We start from the raw sequence: 20,070 nt of genomic DNA, 5'->3' as shown, positions 1-20,070 counted from the left end.
TTTCTAAAAAGGTAGGAGAAAAATATGCAGCAAACAGAACAACTATTGCAGGTGTCAGCTAATTTATTTAAGCATTTGGGTGAAATTCCTAAAGGTGAAGACCGCGATGAATATATCGAAACAATCAACAATATGCTGGACAAGCGTGAATTGATTGTTTATAAGTTAATGAACGATGGATTTCAATTCGATGAACAAAATCGAATTCATCGCACATTATTAGAACTAGATAATGGCATTAAAGAACGGTTAGCGGCTGTTATGGATGCAGTTAAACAAGATATGGCAAACTTACAAAAAACGAAAAAAAGTGAACAGCAATATTTCAATCCTTATTCGAATGTTCGTGTGATGGATGGCATGTATTATGACAAAAAGAATTAATATTTACCTATTAGCTTTTCTTCGGAAAATGGTTTAAACTAGTAAATAAGTAACCTTTCAAAGGAGTTGTCCTTTATTGGCAGCAAATTTAACAGCACAAAACGCGTATAAACAAAATAGTGTAACCACTGCTTCCCCTGGTGAGTTGACGTTAATGCTTTATAACGGTTGTTTAAAATTCTTGAATAAAGCAAAACTTGCGATACATGAAAAAAGTATCCAAGAGAGAAATATGAATCTTCAAAAGGCCCAGGCAATTATTGCCGAGCTAATGTCTACACTCAATATGGATATTGAAATTTCGAAACAAATGCTTCCTCTTTATGAATATATGAATCATCGTTTAGTCGAAGCGAACATTCAAAATGATGTAGCCATTATTGAAGAAGTAGAAGGATTGGTGACGGAATTCCGCGATACGTGGAAGGAAGTTATTCGCATTAATCGACAACAGCAGTTTGGTCAAGGAAACAGCGGACAAATTTAGACACAACGAGAGGCCATCTTCAATGGGTGGTCTCTTTTTTATGGCAAGAATCATCAACTAAAAATTATCACTAAATAGTCATAAATTAGGCTATTCAACGGTAAAATATGTTACTTATTCCCTCTGGTTGTAAGTAGGGCAGCGTGTCATAATCAAAGCAATATCAATGTTTAATATAGTACTGGGGTGGGAATATGATCTTTAAGCGTCAAGAAGGCTTCCGCTTTAAATTCGAGGAGCCTATTCAAATAACTTTTGCTATGTATGAGAATGGAAAGGTCAATCATGGACAGACAGCCATGGCAGACTTGCTGGATATTAGTCCGCGTGGATTAAAAATGTTTACTGAAGTGGATTTAGGCGTCAACCCTCCACCATTGGACCTCCGATTTGTACTTGATACACTTGAGGTGCGAGCATATGGGGATGTCATTTGGAGTCGCCCGTTTGGTAACGGTAAGCAATATGGCATCCATTTCAATGATCAAGGACCAGTAGAAGATTTGATTGTTGAAGAATTAAAGCTGCGACGTAAAAAGGAAGCGGCAGAAGCGAAGAAACAAAATGATTTTTAATCATAATACTTTCACTGCCATATGACAGTGTGTCTCCATACAGGAGTAGTTTGAACGCACGGTAAATTCACTGATAGAAAATAGAGTTTTCTACTAAATTAAAATAAAAATATTTTGTAAAAAAAAGAATGATTTTAGAGGAATTTCACACACTTGTGTAGAAATATATAGTATAGCAGTTATAAAGGAGGAGTTTACATGTTAAACTTTAACATTCGTGGTGAAAATATTGAGGTAACTCCAGCTATTCGAGAGTATGTTGAGAACAAAGTCGACAAAGTGGAACGTTATTTTAACGAAGATGTTAACGCCAACGCTAATGTCAATTTAAAGGTTTACAATGACAAGCAAACTAAAGTGGAAGTCACAATTCCAATGAAAAACTTAACTCTGCGTGCTGAAGAGCGTCATAACGATATGTATGCTGCTATTGATCTAATTGTTGATAAATTAGAGCGTCAAATTCGTAAGCATAAAACAAAAGTAAACCGTAAATTCCGTGAGCGTGAAGGTGCAGGCCTTTATTTTGCTACTACACAAGCAGCCGCTGATGCCGCTACAGAGGAAGAAGAATACTCCATTGTGCGTACAAAGCAATTTGATTTAAAACCAATGGACCAAGAAGAGGCTGTTTTACAAATGAATATGCTTGGACATGATTTCTATGTCTTTACAGATGCTGAGTCAAATGGCACAAATATTGTGTATAAACGTAAAGACGGAAAATATGGCTTAATTGAAACAACTTAAACTTCATGATGACAAAGGCTCTCGCGATGGCGAGAGTCTTTTTTTGTATGGCTACTACTGTAAACGGGGTGACCGTTTGCATGAAACTGTTACACAATGGTAAAATGAAAGTTGAATCTATATAGGAAGTGAAAAACATTCATGGCAAACCTATTAAATAAATTATTTGATTTCAATAAACGTGAGTTAAAAAAATTAGAAAAAATCGCTGACCAAGTTGAGGGTTTCGCTTCTCAAATGGAACAGCTTTCAGATGATCAATTACAAGCGAAAACAGACGATTTTAAAAAGCGCTATGCCGATGGAGAGAAGTTAGATTCGATTCGTGCGGAGGCTTTTGCTGTTTGTCGAGAAGCGGCGAAACGTGTTTTAGAAATGTACCCATTCCGTGTTCAAATTATGGGGGCTGCTGCGCTTGATGAAGGTAATATCGCAGAAATGAAAACCGGGGAAGGTAAAACATTAACGGCGACGATGGCTGTTTATTTAAATGCGATCACTGGTAAAGGTGTACATGTTGTTACAGTCAACGAATATTTAGCAAGTCGTGATGCTGCTGAAATGGGACAGCTGTATAATTTCTTAGGTTTATCGGTTGGTCTTAACCTAAACAGCCTTTCAAAAGAGGAAAAACGAGCTGCGTATGAGGCGGATATTACGTATAGTACAAACAATGAGCTAGGGTTTGACTATTTACGTGATAACATGGTGCTTTATAAAGAGGAACGTGTACAACGTCCGTTGCACTATGCTGTTATTGATGAGGTCGACTCGATTTTAATTGATGAAGCGCGTACGCCATTAATTATTTCGGGTCAAGCTGGGAAATCAGCACAGCTTTATAAGCAATCGAATGCCTTTGTACGTATGTTAAATGCGGAAACGGATTATACGTATGAGGAATCAACGAAAGGTGTTACGTTGACGGATGCAGGTGTTGAAAAGGCAGAAAAAGCTTTCGGCATTGATAATCTGTTTGATTTGACACATGTTCGTTTAAATCATGCAATCAATCAATCATTAAAGGCGCATGTTAGTATGCATAATGATGTCGATTATGTTGTGCAGGATGGCGAAATTGTGATTGTTGATGGCTTTACAGGTCGTTTGATGAAGGGCCGTCGTTATTCTGATGGCTTACACCAAGCAATTGAAGCTAAAGAAGGCGTTGAGATTCAAAATGAATCGATGACGATGGCGACCATTACTTTCCAAAACTACTTCCGTATGTATCAAAAGCTTGCAGGGATGACAGGTACGGCGAAAACAGAGGAAGAGGAATTCCGAAATATTTACAATATGAATGTTGTAGCTATTCCGACGAATAAACCGATTGCTCGTGATGATCGTGCTGACTTGATTTTTGCAACGATGGAAGGGAAATATAAAGCAGTTGCTGCTGATATTGCAGAGCGCCATAGAGCTGGCCAACCTGTTCTTGTTGGTACAGTTGCGATCGAAACATCTGAGATTATTTCTAAACTATTGGATAAGCATAAAATTCCACATAATGTCTTGAATGCGAAAAACCATGAACGTGAAGCAGAAATTATTGCGAATGCTGGTACAAAAGGTGCCGTGACGATCGCGACAAACATGGCGGGGCGTGGTACAGATATTAAACCAGGTGAAGGTGTACTCGAAATTGGTGGTTTAGCGGTAATCGGTACAGAACGCCATGAGTCACGTCGTATTGATAACCAGCTTCGTGGACGTTCTGGTCGTCAAGGGAATCCAGGGGTTACACAATTCTATCTATCTCTAGAAGATGATCTAATGCGTCGTTTCGGCTCCGATAATATGAAGTCTATGATGATGCGCCTAGGTATGGATGATTCTCAACCTTTACAATCTAAAGTTGTGTCGAGAGCTGTAGAATCAGCGCAGAAACGTGTCGAAGGTAATAACTTTGATGCACGTAAGCGTTTATTACAATATGACGATGTTCTACGTCAGCAACGTGAGATCATTTATAAAGAGCGTTATGATGTATTGGAAACAGAAAATATGCGTGTGCTCGTTGAGTCCATGATTCAAGAAACAATCGATAATGTTGTTGGCCTATATACGCAAGGTGAGCAAAAAGATTGGAACTTGAAAGCTATTGAAGATTTTGTAGCGGCTAACCTACTTGATGAAGGTCAACTTAAAGTGTCTGATTTCCAAGGCAAATCTGCTGAAGACATTAATCAAATGATTTCTGATGCTGTTCATGTTCGCTATGATGAAAAAGAGGCAGAATTGACACCAGAGCGTATGCGTGAGTTTGAAAAGGTTATTCTATTACGCTCTATTGATACGAAATGGATTGATCATATTGATGCAATGGATCAATTACGTCAAGGTATCCATCTACGTGCCTATGGACAAAATGATCCTCTTCGTGAATACCAACAAGAAGGTTTTGCGATGTTCGAGGATATGGTTGCTTCTATTCGTGAGGATGTTGCGAAGTATGCGATGAAGGCAGAAATTCGCAATAATCTAGAGCGTGAAGAGGTGGCAAAGGGCCAAGCAGTTAATCCAAAGGAAGAAGGCGGCGGCTCAGCTCCGAAAAAGCAACCAGTTCGTAAGGCTGAAAACATTGGTCGTAATGATTTATGCCCTTGTGGAAGTGGCAAGAAATTTAAAAACTGTCATGGTGCAGCTCAATAAAATAGGTGAAAAAGATCATTTTAACTTTATGTTGAGATGATCTTTTTCTTTGTGAAATTCCTCCATTTTGAAGGAAATTTAGTATAAAAAGTCAGAATTTATAGACAATTGGAAATTATCGGTATACAATAGCTGTAATAATAGGAGGTTAGTTGAGGGAATGAATCCTATTATTATCCTAAATTAAGTTGTTAACATTAAGTCTTAAGGAGGATGAGAAAAATTGAGAGAAGCTTTCTTTGAAAAAGTTGAAAGATTGTTTGCGAAGATCAAGATTCTTAAGCAATCTTTCTCGTCGGTAGTATTTGGAATGTACGGATTTTGGTATATTCCTTTTTATTTTGGTTGTAAAGGAAACATAAACTGTTTAAAGGGGGACTATGGATGCATAAAAAAGATATTATGAGTAGTGAAACCATGTTGTATATGCCTGTATATGATTCCTTTGGAAATTTATGTACGCGGGTGTACGAGAAAAATAATGAATATATATCTAAACTAGCTCCGACAAAGTTATTGGACTATAATCTTCGTTATTTTGGTTCTAGTTTAAGAGGAGCTTTCGATGGATCAAAAATGATTCTAGGTAAGCTTAATAAAAACCCAATCATAGTAGATGAACGCGGGAATATTTTATGGTGTCCAAGCAGGTCACCACTACATCCGCTATGTATATGGTTTGCTGTTCATCATATTGATGAATATTCAGCTGTGGATAAAAAGAGGACGAAGATCACTTTTGTGAATGGCAAGGAAATTATTGTGGATATCAGTGAGAAAGTTCTTGAGTACCGGATACAGAGAGCATTTTTATTAAAGTATAGATTAGAGAAACGCACAAAGCATTTACTTGTACAGTATGATCGTGTGAAAGTATTTCAGCGAATGGTTCTTAATATGCTTGAGGACGAGAAATAAGATCGTTGAATTAATACAATTAACAGCTGCTAGATAGTATGTTTTCCTTTGTAAAAACGTTATAATAAAAAAATACGGAGCTTTGTAAATGAATTTTTAGCTCCATTACTAACGTTCGGAGGATTTAACAATGATTGAATTAGCAGATGTACGCAATGTGTTAGACACTACAGCCAAAAAATTGGCAGACTTTAGGGGGTCTCTTTGACTTAGAAAACAAAGAGGCACGTATTCAGGAGCTAGATGAAATGATGCTAGAGCCAGGTTTTTGGGATGATCAACAAGGTGCACAGGTAATCATCAATGAAGGAAATGGCTTGAAAGCAATCGTCAATGAATATAAAGATTTAGTGGAAACACATGAAAATTTAGATATGACACTGGAACTTTTACGTGAAGAGCCAGATGAAGAATTACAGGAAGAACTAGGCAAAGAGCTAGCAGAATTCCAACAAAAAATAGGAGACTTTGAGCTCCAATTGCTATTAAGTGGTCCATATGATCAAAACAATGCCATTTTAGAGCTACATCCTGGTGCAGGTGGAACGGAATCACAGGACTGGGGTTCTATGCTGTTACGTATGTATACTCGGTGGGCAGAAAAACGTGGCTTTAAAGTGGAGACAGTCGATTATCTTCCAGGTGATGAAGCTGGGATTAAATCGGTTACCTTGTCTATTAAAGGTCACAATGCTTTTGGTTATTTACAGGCTGAAAAAGGTGTACATCGTTTAGTACGTATTTCACCATTTGATTCGTCTGGTCGCCGCCATACATCATTCGTTTCTTGTGATGTTATGCCAGAGTTTGATGACAATATTGAAATCGATATTCGTACAGAGGATTTAAAAATTGATACGTACCGTGCAACAGGTGCAGGTGGTCAGCATATTAATACGACGGATTCAGCAGTTCGTATTACACATATCCCGACTGGTACCGTTGTACAATGTCAAGCAGAACGTTCACAGATTAAAAACCGTGAAAAAGCGATGACTATGTTAAAGGGTAAATTATATCAATTAGAGCTTGATAAGCAGCAGGCTCAGCTAGATGAAATACGTGGTGAGCAAAAGGAAATCGGCTGGGGCTCACAAATTCGTTCTTATGTGTTCCATCCATACTCTATGGTGAAGGACCATCGTACGAATGAAGAGACAGGTAATGTCGGTGCAGTAATGGATGGCGATTTAGATCCATTTATTAATGCCTTTTTACGATCTAAAATTAATTAATAAACATATCCCCCAAGAGTGAGGTGCTCTTGGGGGATTTTCTATTTAAAAGGGTGGATGATAGGGTGCATCTTGGTTAAGTTGTTTTCGTTCATTCATGTAGTATTTATAGAGCATGGATGCGTTCACAAACTGTTTACTAATAGAAGCATACTGAATAGGTAACTCAATTTGTTTCTCATTTTTTAATGTAACGATACACCCCGATTGACTAGGTGTGATATTAATAATTGCATGTAATCCAATCCATATATTGTGAATGGAATTCGGTGAATAGGTTGGTAGAAATATACAGGGATACCCATAATCAAAGGCCACGACGATTGGTAGCTTATGTTGATTGCCAAAGAAACGTTTAGCCGATTGTTTTGCCGCTTCATAGGTTGTGCCTAAAGAGATACAAGATTTGCGAAGCACGTGCATTGGTTTGCGTGTAACAATTAGTTCATTATGTTTGTCAATCACATGGGTGAAAATTTTTGTTTCGTGCTGAATAGGTTGTAGCATGTAAGTATTAAATGAAATTAAGTAACCATTTACAAAATTGCCAGTCATATGGGAAATGCCTCCTTTTTCTATTGTTAACGGTAGTGTAGAACAGAAAATGGATTTATTGAAATAGAGGAAATAGCTAAAGGGCACTCAGAAAAGAATGAAATGCTTAGAGAATTTGCTTTAAATCTCAAGAGATTAATAGCGAATCCAAGTTATTTTCGATTCGTAAGCATTGCATTTTAGTTTCAATTTTCATATAATTTAGAAAAGGATCGAGGTGAGATCGTTGGATAAATATTATTCGTATACCGATTTTCTAAAAGCCGTTGGTCAGTCAAAAAAAGTTGATGAGGCAGAGAAATTATTAAACGAGATTTATTTAGATCTATTTTTAAATCGTATCCAGCGTATGCATCGTCAAGAGCAGCTCATGGTTCTGATTGATAGAGCACTCGATGAAAAGGATGAACACGCATTTTATCAATACGCAGCCGAACTAAATTCCTTGCAGCAAACAGAAGAATAATCATATGGACGAACCCGCTCTCAGATCTATTGGAGAGCGGGATTTTTTATTGGAGTGATAGTTGGTGAGTTTATTGATGATAGGTTTTTGTTTGAAAGAGGGGGAAGTGATTTGAGGGAGAATATAGAAAACCTACTCGGGGATTAGTGACTTTGCTCGTAAAATAAGAAGAGCGCTCCAAAAGTGTAGTCCTCCGCTCATAATAGGAAGAGAGCCGCTCCAAAAGTGAATGTCCCCGCTCATAAAAGGAGGAGACCCGCTCCAAATGTGAGTGAACCCGCTCATAAAAGGAGAAGAACCGCTCCAAAAGTGAATGCCTCCGCTCATAAAGAGAAGATAACCGCTCCAAAAGAGAGTGACTCCGCTCATAAAGGGGAAAGCCGCTCCAAAAGTATAGTCCTCCGCTCATAAGTGGAGGAGAACCGCTCCGAAAGTGTAGGATTCCGCTCATAAAAGGAGAAGAGCCGCTCCAAAAATGTATGACTCCGCTCATAAAAGGAGAAGAGCCGCTCCAAAAGTGAATGAACCCGCTCATAAAAGGAGTAGAACCGCTCCAAAAGTGAGTGACTCCGCTCATAAAGGGAGAAGAGGCGCTCCAAAAGTGAATGCCTCCGCTCATAAAAAGAGGAGACTCACTCCAAAAGTGCAAGCCCCTTGCTCATAATAGAAGCGTCCCCGCTCCAAAAATGCGTGTCCCCCATAAAAGAAGACAATCAGCTCCCCGAAAAGACTAACGTCATCCCAAAAGATAGTGACTACCACTCTAAAATTAAAATCTAATGAATAGAAAAAGCTTGAAAACCTGATGAAGCGGCTATTATGAGGGTAACAAGTATTAATGGCTTCACGGTTTTTTTTACAAGTTTACGAGATGAAAAAATTTTTTACAAACATTCGTTCGTTAAATGTTCGATATTTTAATACTGCTATGCTAAAATATATGTACAAATTGGAAGGAAAGGGCGGGGACATGTGTGCAAACATTTGATTTACAAGCGCCATATCAGCCTAGTGGGGATCAGCCACAGGCAATTGCGGAATTAGTGGAGGGTGTGAAGGCAGGTAAGCGTCATCAGACATTGTTAGGGGCTACGGGAACAGGTAAAACGTTTACCATTTCGAATGTCATCCAGCAGGTTAAGAAACCAACACTTATTATGGCGCATAATAAAACACTAGCTGGTCAGCTATATAGTGAGTTTAAAGAATTCTTCCCAAATAACGCGGTTGAATATTTTGTCAGCTATTATGATTACTATCAACCAGAAGCCTATGTACCGCAGACAGATACCTATATAGAGAAAGATTCTAGCATTAACGATGAAATTGATAAGCTACGTCACTCTGCTACTTCTGCATTATTTGAGCGTGATGATGTCATCATTATTGCATCTGTGTCCTGTATTTATGGTTTGGGGTCTCCTGAAGAATATCGAGAAATGGTTGTATCGATTCGCACAGGCATGGAAATTGAGCGGAATCAGCTACTGCGCAAACTTGTAGATGTTCAATATGAGCGTAATGATGTTAGTTTTACACGCGGAACATTTCGGGTACGTGGAGATGTAGTGGAAATTTTCCCAGCATCACGTGACGAGCATTGTATTCGTGTGGAGTTTTTTGGTGATGAAATTGATCGTATTCGTGAGGTAGATGCCTTAACGGGAGAAATTATATCGGATCGAGATCATGTAGCTATCTTCCCTGCCTCCCACTTCGTTACACGTGAAGAAAAAATGAGAAAAGCCATTGAAAATATTGAAAAAGAATTAGAGGAACGTCTTGCGTTGTTACGCGCTGAGGATAAGCTACTTGAGGCGCAACGTCTAGAGCAACGTACACGCTATGATTTAGAAATGATGCGCGAAATGGGCTTTTGCTCTGGGATTGAGAACTATTCACGTCACTTAACTTTGCGTGAAGCAGGTGCCACTCCATATACGTTGCTTGATTATTTCCCTGAAGATTTTTTACTTGTAGTCGATGAAAGTCACGTTACGCTTCCACAGGTTCGTGGAATGTACAATGGTGACCAAGCTCGTAAAGGAGTGCTAGTAGAACATGGCTTCCGTTTGCCATCTGCTCTTGATAACCGTCCATTGCGTTTTGAAGAATATGAAAATCGAGTGCATCAAGCTATTTATGTATCAGCAACACCAGGACCTTATGAGCTGGAGCACACTCCAGAAATGGTCGAGCAAATTATCCGTCCTACTGGATTATTAGATCCAGTAATTGATGTTCGTCCTATCGAAGGACAAATCGATAATTTGATCGATGAGATTCAAGATCGAATTGCGCGAGATGAGCGAGTTTTAGTGACAACGTTAACGAAGAAAATGTCTGAGGATTTAACCGCCTATTTGAAGGAAATGGGCTTAAAGGTTGAATACTTGCATTCTGAAATTAAGACACTAGAACGTATTGAGATTATCCGTGAGCTACGTAAAGGGACGTATGATGTCTTAATTGGTATTAATTTATTGCGTGAAGGACTTGATATTCCAGAGGTATCACTTGTAGCAATTTTAGATGCTGATAAAGAAGGATTTTTACGTTCAGAACGTTCATTGATTCAAACAATTGGTCGTGCTGCACGTAATGCGAATGGTCATGTCATCATGTACGCGGACAATATGACAGACTCAATGAAAAAGGCGATTGATGAAACGAAACGTCGTCGAGCATTGCAAATGGCTTATAACGAGGAGCATGGTATAACGCCTCAAACGATTATTAAGAAAATTCCTGATGTGATTCGTGCAACACAAGTAGCGGAAGAAGAAGAATCTTATGTTACGAAGGCTACAAAAGGCAAAAAGCTGACAAAGGCAGAAAAAGAGCAGCTGTTGGCTTCTTTAGAGGTAGAAATGAAAGAAGCAGCAAAAGCGCTTGATTTTGAACGTGCTGCTGAACTGCGAGATACAATATTTGAATTGAAGGTAGAAGGGTGAATGGCTTGTGAAAAATACTGAAATTGTCGTGCAAGGTGCACGTGCTCATAATTTAAAAAATATCAATGTCACAATTCCACGTGATCAATTAGTCGTATTAACAGGTTTATCAGGCTCAGGGAAATCTTCATTAGCGTTTGACACAATTTATGCGGAGGGGCAACGACGTTATGTCGAATCCCTATCCGCCTATGCTCGTCAATTTCTTGGGCAAATGGATAAGCCGGATGTCGATGCAATAGAAGGTTTATCGCCGGCTATTTCAATTGACCAAAAAACAACGAGCCGGAACCCTCGATCGACTGTTGGTACAGTAACAGAAATCTATGATTACTTACGATTACTTTATGCTCGGATCGGTAAACCGATTTGTCCCAATCATGGCATAGAAATCACTTCTCAAACGATTGAGCAAATGGTGGACCGTTTATTAACTTATCCTGAAAGAACGAAAATGCAGCTCCTTGCACCGATGGTTTCTGGACGTAAAGGAACACATGTTAAACTGCTGGAGGATTTAAAAAAGCAGGGATTTGTACGTGTGCGTATAGATGGTGAATTACGTGATTTAGATGATGCGATTGATCTTGATAAAAATAAAAAGCATTCGATCGAAGTAGTAGTGGATCGCGTGGTCATGAAGGAAGGTATCGCTGCTCGTCTAAGTGATTCTCTAGAGACGGCTTTACGATTAGCTGATGGCCGAGTACTTGTGGATGTGATGGAGCACGAGGAACTACTATTTAGTGAACATCATGCCTGCCCGTTATGTGGTTTTTCTATTGGTGAGCTTGAGCCTCGTATGTTTTCATTTAATAGTCCGTTTGGTGCTTGCCCAAGCTGTGATGGCTTAGGTTCAACACAAGAAGTGGATTTAGATTTGGTCGTGCCTGATTGGGACCGTTCCTTGTTAGAGCATGCCATTGCACCGTGGGAACCAACTAGTTCGCAGTATTATCCACAATTACTAAAAGCGGTTTGTGATCACTATGATATTCCAATGGATGTGCCTGTGAAGGATTTACCAAAAGACAAGATGGATAAAGTTCTATATGGATCTGGAAAAGACAAAATTCACTTCCATTATGAAAATGAGTTTGGCAATGTGCGAGATCAAATGATTGAATTTGAAGGGGTAGTCCGTAATGTTGAGCGTCGTTTTAAAGAGACAACGTCAGATTATGTTCGTGAGCAAATGGAAAAATATATGGCTCAACAAGCTTGCCCTTCATGTAAAGGTTATCGCTTAAAGCCTGAAACATTGGCGGTAAAAGTAGCGGACAAGCATATTGGTGAAGTAACACAATACTCGATTCAGGAAGCGGACACATTTTTCAAAGAGCTTAATCTCACTGAAAAGGATTTGCAAATAGCTCGCCTAGTTTTACGAGAAATTGAGGAACGATTGGGCTTCCTTGTCAATGTAGGCTTAGACTATTTAACATTGAGCCGCGCTGCAGGTACTTTATCAGGTGGAGAGGCGCAACGTATTCGATTAGCTACACAAATCGGTTCACGTTTAACTGGAGTTCTCTATATTTTAGATGAACCTTCGATTGGTTTGCATCAACGGGATAATGATCGTTTGATTAGCACATTACAAAATATGCGTGATATCGGAAATACGCTAATTGTGGTAGAACATGATGAAGATACGATGCTAGCAGCAGATTATCTCATTGATGTAGGACCGGGCGCAGGCGTTCATGGCGGTCAAATTGTAGCAGCCGGAACACCACAAGAAGTTATGAATAATGAAAAATCGTTAACTGGGCAATATTTAAGTGGTAAAAAATTTATTCCATTGCCAATTGAAAGACGTCAACCGAATGGTCGTAAGCTTTCCATTAAAGGTGCCAAGGAAAATAATTTGCGTAATGTCAAAGTGGATGTTCCACTAGGTTTATTTGTAGCAGTGACAGGAGTTTCTGGCTCTGGGAAGTCTACACTTATAAACGAAATTTTATATAAATCATTGGCACAAAAGCTGAATCGTTCTAAGGTCAAACCTGGCGAGCATAAAGAAGTGACGGGTATGGATGAGCTTGAAAAGGTTATTGATATTGACCAATCACCAATTGGGCGTACACCTCGTTCAAACCCAGCAACATATACTGGTGTCTTTGATGATATTCGCGATGTTTTTGCTGCAACAAATGAAGCGAAGGTACGAGGTTATAAAAAGGGCCGTTTTAGCTTTAATGTCAAGGGCGGTCGCTGTGAAGCATGTCGTGGGGATGGCATTATTAAAATCGAAATGCATTTCCTTCCAGACGTTTATGTACCTTGCGAAGTATGTCACGGTAAACGTTATAATCGTGAAACACTTGAAGTGAAGTATAAAGATAAGAGTATTGCAGATATTCTCGATATGACCATTGAAAATGCAGTCGTGTTCTTCGAAAATATTCCAAAAATTCAACGTAAGCTACAAACGATTGTTGATGTTGGATTAGGCTATATGAAATTAGGACAACCTGCCACAACCTTATCGGGTGGTGAGGCACAACGTGTAAAATTGGCCTCCGAATTACATCGACGCTCTACAGGAAAGTCCTTCTATATTTTGGATGAACCAACAACAGGCTTACATGCCGATGATATTGCACGATTACTAGTCGTGTTACAACGACTTGTTGAAAATGGCGACTCTGTATTAGTAATTGAACATAATTTAGATGTTATTAAAACGGCCGATTATCTTATCGATTTAGGACCAGAAGGCGGAGACAAAGGCGGGACGATTGTTGCGACTGGCACACCGGAAGAAGTAGTAGAAGTTGCTGGCTCTTACACAGGGAAATACCTAAAGCCGATTTTAGAACGTGATCGTTTGCGAATGGATGCATTGCTAGCAGAGGCCTCTCAATCTTAAAAGGTGTTTCACTCGGTAGCTAATCAATTGGGTGAAAAGTGATCCAAAAGTAGAGAAACCCGCTCAATCAAGGTTGAAAAGTGATCCAAAAATGGAGAAACCCGCTCAATCAAAGGTCAAAAGTGATCCAAATAGGAGAGCCCCGCTCAAACTAGTTTGGAAATTTAACCAAAAAGACAGATGCCCTATAAATTTTTCTGAAAGAAGTAATGCTAGGTTGCTGTAATGAAAAGACCCAATTTATTCAATTTTGCAGTGAAACTTTTCACATGATGAATCGTATAAATAGTATAACGAACTGAGGGAGGCTATTTATTTATGCAAAATGAACGTCAACGAATTTTAGAACTTGTAGAAAAAGGTACGATTTCGGCACAAGAGGCGATTACATTATTGGAAGCATTAGAGCAACCTGGCAAGTCTACTCAAAATGTTATGGATGATGTGACAAAAGAGACACCGTCCTTTTCAACTGAAAAAGAGTCATTCTTTGAAGAAAAACCAAAAGATAATGATAAGAAAAAAGATGATTTTATGAAGCATTTCCAAGATGAAATGCAGGATTTTCGTAAAGATTTAACACAGATCGGTTCTCTTTTTATGGATATGATGAATACGGCTGTTAAAAAGGTTAAGGAATTTGATGTAGCCTCTCCATTTGGAGATAAAATTGAGTTTACACATACTGAAGAAGTGGCTGCTGCCCATGTAGACAATGTTATTGTTGAATTACCAAACGGTAACTTTTCATTGGAAGCTAGTGAAGGAGACACAATCCAAGTTATTTGCAAGGTGAAGGCACCACTGATGAACGATAGTGAGGAAGAGACACGTAATCACTTTTTAGAGCAATTTGTTGTGAAAGAGGATGAGCGTTCACTGCGCATTTTAAGCCAATTGAAGCTTGTTCAAGTTAATGTAAAGGTGTTAGTCCCTAAGGAAAAGCTTGAAAAATTATCTGTTCGTCTTATGAACGGTAGTGTTTCTTTACAGGATACAGAGTTTGAAGAATTAAAAGTGAAAACGTTAAATGGGGCTATTAAAGGTACGAAGTTTAATTTTGGAAAAGCGGAAGTTGATTCATCTAATGGCTCCATTGAATTGACAAATGTCCGTGGTAAAGATTTAGAAGCTGAAACATTAAATGGACGTGTTTATTTAGATGGTGCTTTGGATGAAGTGGAAGCTAAATCTGTCAATGGACATGTAGTGGTGACGACTTGTTCGACAAACTCATCGAAAATAAAGGCACAGACAGTTGCTGGGGCAGTCGAATTATATGTCCCACGATCAATTTCATTAAGCGGTAAAGTTGTCACGAATTTTGGGAAAGTGGATGTAGGAATTCAGGATGTTTCTAAAATGGAATCACAAGATCAATTCCTTTCTAAAGTAGTTCGTTTTGATAAAGAAGTAGAAGGTGCAAATCGTTTATTTATCGAAGGTGAATCGAAAACAGGTGCTGTATTAGTACGCTATACAACAACAGACGAACAACAAATTTAACAACAGAAGCATTTGGGCTATCTTAAAGGCCTGAATGCTTTTTTAAATCAAACAGGATTCGACGCTAAAGGAAGTCGATTTCTGTTTTTATTTTGTGTCATTTTCTTAAAAATAATGGCAAGGAAAGAACGAAATTGAAGGAACTACCACGGATTGAAATGAAACTGTAATAAAAAAACAGAAATAGAGTGCTATAATAGTAAAAGAAATACCTCTTACATAGATGAGAGTTTTAGGTGGTTTAATCATGATAGAAATGAAAAATGTGACAAAGAAGTACCCAAATGGTGTTGTTGCGACAAATGGTATTTCCGTTAATATAAAGCAAGGCGAATTTGTGTATGTAGTTGGTCCAAGTGGGGCAGGTAAATCTACATTTATTAAATTGATGTACCGTGAAGAAAAGGCAACATCAGGGCAAATCATTGTCAATGGTATTGATTTAGCAACATTAAAGAATAAAAAGGTCCCTTTTTTGCGCCGTCAACTTGGCGTTGTTTTCCAAGATTTCAAATTGCTACCTCGTTTGAATGTTTATGAGAACGTAGCTTTTGCGCTTGAAGTAATTGAGGAAAAGCCAGATGAAATAAGACGTCGTGTTATGGAAGTATTAGAACTTGTAGGATTAAAGCATAAAGCAAGAATGTTCCCTAATGAGCTGTCAGGGGGAGAACAGCAACGAGTTTCGATAGCACGTTCGATTGTCAATGTTCCTAAAGTGGTGATTGCAGATGAACCTACTGGGAACCTTGATCCTGAAACATCATGGGAAATTATGAATTTATTTGAGGAAATTAATGCACGAGGAACAACGATTGTGATGGCAACCCACAACCGTGAAATTGTTAACACGATTCGTCGTCGTGTAATAGCAATTGAGGGCGGATTAATTGTCCGTGATGAACACGGAGGTGAATACGGCTATGAAATTTAATACAGTTCAACGTCACTTCCGTGAAAGTGTCAAATCACTTGGCCGAAATAGCTGGATGACCATTGCATCTGTTAGTGCCGTAACAGTTACACTCATACTAGTAGGCGTTTTTGCGCTTATTATGATGAATTTAAATAAAGTAGCAACCGATTTAGAAAACGATGTCGAAATTAAAGTTTTAATTGATGAGACGGCGGATGAAGCTGCTGAAAAAGCACTCATTGAAAAAGTCAAAAAATTGCCTGGTGTCTCTGAGATGAACTATTCCACAAAAGAAGATGAGTTAACCAAGCTAGTCAAAGATTTTGGTGATGATTTTAAGCTATTTGAACAAAGTAACCCATTACGTAATGTAATTTATGTAAAGGCTGCTGACCCGCAGCAAACAGCAAAAGTTGCTAAAGCAATCGATAAATATGAGTATACATATGACGTTATGTATGGCGAAGGAAAAGTTGAAAAACTATTTAACTTCTTAAATATTAGTCGTAATGTAGGAATCGTGCTTATTTTAGGGTTATTATTTACAGCAATTTTCTTAATTTCGAATACGATTCGTATTACGATTATTGCACGTCGAGATGAAATTGAAATTATGAAACTTGTAGGGGCTACAAATTCATTTGTACGTATCCCATTCCTATTGGAAGGTATGTGGCTCGGGATTTTAGGTTCCATCATTCCGATTGCGGTTGTCACAACCCTTTACCACAATGTATATAAAATTATTGCACCACGTTTACAAGGTGAGCTTATTCAAGTACTTGATTTTTCTCCACTTGTGTATCAGGTGAGCGGTCTTCTGTTACTCATAGGGGTACTTATCGGTATTTGGGGAAGCTTTATGTCAGTACGCAAGTTCTTAAAAATTTAGTCACAACGGATATTTGTGAGGTAGAACAAGAATAGTCGAAGGGGAGTTCAATCGGTGAAAAGTAAGGCGAAAAACACATTGAAAACACTTGCAGCAGCATCTGCTCTAATTCTTTTTATCCAAACTCCATCAGCATATGCAACAAGTTTGTCGGATTTAAAAGAAGAAAAGAAACAAGTTGAAACAAAGAAAAATGAATTAAACTCTTCGATTAGTAATAAGTCAAATGCCATTACTGCTAATCAAGAAAAGCAACAAAAAATCTTAGATCAAATTCAAGCATTGAACGCTGAAATCGACAAAACCAATAGTAATATTAAAAATGTACAAGCTGATATTCATGCCACAAATGAAGAAATTAAAAAATTAGAAGCGTCTATTAAGGAACTTCTGCATAAAATCGAAGAGCGTGATTTATTGTTACAAGAGCGTGCTCGTGCCATTCAAGCGGGTGGATCAGTAAGCTATTTAGACGTATTGCTTGGTTCTAATAGTTTTGTAGACTTCATCGATCGTTTCTCTGCAGTCAATGCATTATTAGAAGCAGATCGTCAAATTATTCAAGATCAAAAAGAAGATAAACAAAAATTAGAAGAGCAAAAGCAAGCAGTTGAAGAAAAGCGAAAAAAATTGGAAGGTAAAAAAGCTGAGCTTGAACGATTAAAAGCATCATTAGATGGTCAAAAAGCTGAGAAAAACAAATTAGTCGACCAATTAGAAAAAGAGCAAGAAAAGCTAAAATCAGAGAAAGTATTACTTGAAAAAGAATACTCTGAAGCATTAGAAGTAAGCCAAGAATTACAAGATCAAATTATTGCTGAACAAAAGCGTTTAGCTGAAATTGCTCGTCAACAAGAAGCAAAACGTAAAGCAGCCGCGGCAGCTGCGGCGGCAGCTGCTAACAAAGGTGGTGGCGGTTCATCTGGTGGAACAGTCAATGCGCCTCAATCAAATGGTACATGGATTAAACCAACGAATGGTCGCTTAACGTCACCATATGGCTGGAGAAATCTTGGGGCAGGCCCTGAATTCCATTACGGTGTCGACCTTGCGAATGCAACGGGTACACCAATTTGGGCAGCATCGGATGGCGTAGTTTCTTATGCAGCACCACTTAGTTCATATGGTAATGTTGTCATCCTCACACACTCCATTGATGGACAAATTTATACAACTGTCTATGCGCATTTAAGTGCATTCAATGTTAGTGTAGGACAGGAAGTAACACAAGGTCAGCAAATTGCAGCGATGGGCAGTACTGGTCGCTCCACTGGTCCACATTTACACTTTGAAGTGCATAATGGCCCTTGGAGAGGACAAGCAGTCGGCAGTGTAAACCCACTAAAATATATTCCATTGTAAAAAATAAGCTATACATTAGAGTTTTCTAGTGTATAGCTTTTTGTATGTCTACTATTGTTTCCCTCAAAGCCTTCGTTCCATACTTTTTGTAAAATATGTTATGATGAACATATACATAGTGGGGTATTTTTACGACCCTGATTTCTTAAGAATTTCTGAAAACGTAGGAAATATTCTTATTTTAAAAAGGTTCTATGCTATGCTGTATGTATCTTTTGGAGGAGGGTTTGTTGGAGTGATTAATACGGAGTGGTACTCCATTCGAGCATTAACTTTACCAGCAACTGCTATCGCTTTACTTGCTACATTTTTTATTGTGTGGCTTATATTGCGTATACAATTTTCAAAAAAGTGGTCGGATGTATATAGTGACGCCGTTTTCACATTTATCATTGTGTGGAAATTAAGCCTGTTAGTAACTGATTTCAAGTCCGTTGTATCTTATCCAATTTCTTTGCTTTATTTTAATGGCGGAACCATTGGTGTTTATGTTGGCGTCATTGTAACATCTTTGCAAATATGGAGAAAGCGTTACAAACAGGGGTTTGATAAACGGGATATGATACCTTGTAGCTGGGCAATTATTTTAACGCAATCAATTTATCAAATGCTTGTCGTACTGCTCAATGACAACACCACACCGAGTGAAGTTATTACATTAGTTGTGCTAAGTCTATTAACACTCCTCATATTATGGAAACTAGCAGCAATGAAACAAGCTTTATTACTCTATACAGTTGGCTATATACTTGTTGCCTTCTTTCAGCCACTAGGTGTATCGCAAACGGCTGTGGGAGTCTGTCTAGTATTACTTTGTATGGGAATAGTCATTCAACGTGAGCGAAACATTGTGGGAGGTAAGGAATGAAAAAAAATATTGGACTACTGATTGTCGTGCTTTTAGTAGTTGCGATGATTGGTACATATGTAAAGCAGCAAATTGACGAAGAACGTGCAATTGAAAAATCGGCCCTCGGTAAGGATATGGAGGAGCGTGAAGTAGGCTTAGGAAATGGGGATACACCACCTGATTTCACGTTAACAAGCTTAGATGGGGAAGACATTACGCTAAGTGATCTTCGAGGAAAAAAGGTTGTTTTGAATTTCTGGGCAACATGGTGTCCACCATGTAAGGCGGAAATGCCACATATGCAAAGCTTCTATGATGAGTATGCAAAAGAGAAAAATGTTGAAATCTTAGCTGTTAATTTAACAACGGCAGAGCGTGATGTGACAGATGACGCGAAAGTGGACACAGTCATGACCTTTAGAGATAGCTTCGAGCTAACATTCCCAATTCTATTGGACCAAGATAATTCGGTAGGATTGGATTATCAAATTATTCCCATTCCAACAACTTATTTTATTGATTCCAACGGCTATATTCAACGTGCCATTAAAGGACCTATGGACGTGGACATGTTAAAGGAATATGTAGATGCATTAGATTAATTCATAAAAAATCTGTTCGTTTTCTATAGTAGAAACGAGCAGATTTTTTTATTTATAAACAAGAGTGAAATGAAATACTCGCGGGGCA

17 protein-coding genes are annotated in these 20,070 nt (G+C 38.4%); 16 read left to right on the top strand and 1 reads right to left on the bottom strand.

The window, feature by feature from the left end:
- Nucleotides 1-24: 24 nt before the first annotated feature.
- From fliT to prfB, 7 genes are all read left to right on the top strand, one after another.
- The gene (gene fliT, locus ABC382_RS12275) at nucleotides 25-384 is read left to right on the top strand and encodes a flagellar protein FliT (protein ID WP_412926852.1); all 360 of its coding nucleotides are present in this window, start codon (nucleotides 25-27) and stop codon (nucleotides 382-384) included.
- A gap of 76 nt (nucleotides 385-460) precedes the next feature.
- Entirely contained in the window at nucleotides 461-871 is a 411-nt protein-coding gene (gene fliS / locus ABC382_RS12270; protein ID WP_322611311.1) for a flagellar export chaperone FliS, read from the top strand.
- Between the two features lie 194 nt (nucleotides 872-1,065).
- Nucleotides 1,066-1,446 carry a PilZ domain-containing protein gene (locus tag ABC382_RS12265; protein WP_274795656.1) on the top strand — a complete coding sequence of 127 codons (381 nt, stop codon included), beginning with the start codon at nucleotides 1,066-1,068 and terminating at the stop codon, nucleotides 1,444-1,446.
- A gap of 198 nt (nucleotides 1,447-1,644) precedes the next feature.
- Complete coding sequence (hpf, locus tag ABC382_RS12260; protein ID WP_274795657.1) at nucleotides 1,645-2,196, top strand: ribosome hibernation-promoting factor, HPF/YfiA family; 552 nt, start codon at nucleotides 1,645-1,647, stop codon at nucleotides 2,194-2,196.
- 141 nt (nucleotides 2,197-2,337) lie between these two features.
- The gene (gene secA, locus ABC382_RS12255) at nucleotides 2,338-4,851 is read left to right on the top strand and encodes a preprotein translocase subunit SecA (protein WP_312504871.1); all 2,514 of its coding nucleotides are present in this window, start codon (nucleotides 2,338-2,340) and stop codon (nucleotides 4,849-4,851) included.
- Nucleotides 4,852-5,235: 384 nt separating this feature from the next.
- Nucleotides 5,236-5,769: a competence protein ComK gene (locus ABC382_RS12250; protein ID WP_412926851.1), complete on the top strand. Its 534-nt coding sequence runs from the start codon at nucleotides 5,236-5,238 to the stop codon at nucleotides 5,767-5,769.
- 130 nt (nucleotides 5,770-5,899) lie between these two features.
- Nucleotides 5,900-7,004, top strand: a protein-coding gene (prfB, locus tag ABC382_RS12245; RefSeq protein ID WP_396631728.1) for a peptide chain release factor 2 whose coding sequence is annotated in 2 segments (ribosomal slippage) — nucleotides 5,900-5,974 and nucleotides 5,976-7,004 — 1,104 coding nt in all. Because the reading frame shifts where the segments join, the coding sequence is not laid out codon by codon here.
- Nucleotides 7,005-7,049: 45 nt separating this feature from the next.
- Here the strand turns inward: prfB and ABC382_RS12240 are convergent.
- Nucleotides 7,050-7,559, bottom strand: coding sequence for a competence protein ComK (locus ABC382_RS12240; protein WP_412926850.1), 510 nt, complete (start codon nucleotides 7,557-7,559; stop codon nucleotides 7,050-7,052).
- Nucleotides 7,560-7,785: 226 nt separating this feature from the next.
- Here ABC382_RS12240 and ABC382_RS12235 point away from each other — a divergent pair, with 226 nt between their 5' ends.
- The 9 genes from ABC382_RS12235 (at nucleotide 7,786) to ABC382_RS12195 (ending at nucleotide 19,982) form a co-directional block, all read left to right on the top strand.
- Nucleotides 7,786-8,025, top strand: a complete 240-nt coding sequence (locus ABC382_RS12235) for an IDEAL domain-containing protein (RefSeq protein ID WP_274795661.1) — start codon at nucleotides 7,786-7,788, stop codon at nucleotides 8,023-8,025.
- A 974-nt stretch (nucleotides 8,026-8,999) separates the two neighbouring features.
- Nucleotides 9,000-10,979: an excinuclease ABC subunit UvrB gene (gene uvrB / locus ABC382_RS12230; protein WP_412926849.1), complete on the top strand. Its 1,980-nt coding sequence runs from the start codon at nucleotides 9,000-9,002 to the stop codon at nucleotides 10,977-10,979.
- Between the two features lie 7 nt (nucleotides 10,980-10,986).
- Nucleotides 10,987-13,854 carry an excinuclease ABC subunit UvrA gene (gene uvrA / locus ABC382_RS12225; protein ID WP_412926848.1) on the top strand — a complete coding sequence of 956 codons (2,868 nt, stop codon included), beginning with the start codon at nucleotides 10,987-10,989 and terminating at the stop codon, nucleotides 13,852-13,854.
- Nucleotides 13,855-14,172: 318 nt separating this feature from the next.
- Complete coding sequence (locus ABC382_RS12220; RefSeq protein WP_412926847.1) at nucleotides 14,173-15,360, top strand: DUF4097 family beta strand repeat-containing protein; 1,188 nt, start codon at nucleotides 14,173-14,175, stop codon at nucleotides 15,358-15,360.
- Nucleotides 15,361-15,607: 247 nt separating this feature from the next.
- Nucleotides 15,608-16,294, top strand: a complete 687-nt coding sequence (gene ftsE, locus ABC382_RS12215; RefSeq protein WP_016991524.1) for a cell division ATP-binding protein FtsE — start codon at nucleotides 15,608-15,610, stop codon at nucleotides 16,292-16,294.
- Nucleotides 16,284-17,168 carry a permease-like cell division protein FtsX gene (gene ftsX / locus ABC382_RS12210; protein WP_274795665.1) on the top strand — a complete coding sequence of 295 codons (885 nt, stop codon included), beginning with the start codon at nucleotides 16,284-16,286 and terminating at the stop codon, nucleotides 17,166-17,168. Before ftsE ends, ftsX begins: the two co-directional genes overlap by 11 nt.
- 54 nt (nucleotides 17,169-17,222) lie before the next feature.
- Nucleotides 17,223-18,530, top strand: a complete 1,308-nt coding sequence (locus ABC382_RS12205; RefSeq protein ID WP_274795666.1) for a murein hydrolase activator EnvC family protein — start codon at nucleotides 17,223-17,225, stop codon at nucleotides 18,528-18,530.
- 235 nt (nucleotides 18,531-18,765) lie between these two features.
- Nucleotides 18,766-19,398 (top strand): hypothetical protein, encoded by a 633-nt coding sequence (locus tag ABC382_RS12200; protein WP_412926846.1) that lies wholly within the window; start codon nucleotides 18,766-18,768, stop codon nucleotides 19,396-19,398.
- Nucleotides 19,395-19,982 carry a redoxin domain-containing protein gene (locus ABC382_RS12195; protein WP_274795668.1) on the top strand — a complete coding sequence of 196 codons (588 nt, stop codon included), beginning with the start codon at nucleotides 19,395-19,397 and terminating at the stop codon, nucleotides 19,980-19,982. Before ABC382_RS12200 ends, ABC382_RS12195 begins: the two co-directional genes overlap by 4 nt.
- Nucleotides 19,983-20,070 lie beyond the last annotated feature (88 nt).

The organism is Lysinibacillus phoenicis (assembly GCF_047238325.1).
Classification (GTDB): domain Bacteria; phylum Bacillota; class Bacilli; order Bacillales_A; family Planococcaceae; genus Lysinibacillus; species Lysinibacillus irui.
The sequence above is the reverse complement of the archived record's forward strand: the minus strand, read 5'-3'. Positions and strand labels throughout refer to the sequence as shown.